The following is a 469-nucleotide window of genomic DNA, read 5'->3' as shown; positions in this document are numbered from 1 at the left end:
CTGCTGGCTGTCCGTAAACCACTGGCCCTGCAGCACTTCCGCCTTCAGACTGCGGTGAAAACGCTCCAGCTTGCCCTGCGTCTGTGGGTGGTAAGGCCGGGAATGGCTCACCCGGATACTCTGGCGCATCAGCCACAGTTCCAGTGCTGTCCAGGTCCCGGTGGTATCTCCCCACGGCGCACCGTTATCCATCGTCATCCTCTCCGGCAGGCCATAGCGTTCAAAGACATTAATCAGTTGGGTCTGCACGGTGACACGGCGTTCATCGGTACAGTGAGCCAGACAGAGTGAAAAGCGGGAATGGTCGTCCAGCAGCGTCAGCGGATGGCTGCGGCCACCGGCAAAGGAAAAGTGGCCCTTAAAATCCATCTGCCAGAGCTGGTTAGGCGCACTGTGTTCATAGCGGCCGGTAGCCGGGATGCCGGGAGGAACACCGGGCAGCAGACCGTGACGGGCCATCAGCTTATGA

1 protein-coding gene is annotated in these 469 nt (G+C 60.1%); it reads right to left on the bottom strand.

Translation table 11 applies throughout. The features are described 5' to 3' along the window. The coding region (locus WFN87_RS24030) for a DDE-type integrase/transposase/recombinase (RefSeq protein WP_336983980.1) at positions 1-469 on the bottom strand (469 nt) is incomplete at both ends.

The sequence above is a fragment of the Cedecea sp. AS113 genome (genome assembly GCF_037152415.1).
Lineage (GTDB): Bacteria > Pseudomonadota > Gammaproteobacteria > Enterobacterales > Enterobacteriaceae > Cedecea.
The sequence above is the reverse complement of the archived record's forward strand: the minus strand, read 5'-3'. Positions and strand labels throughout refer to the sequence as shown.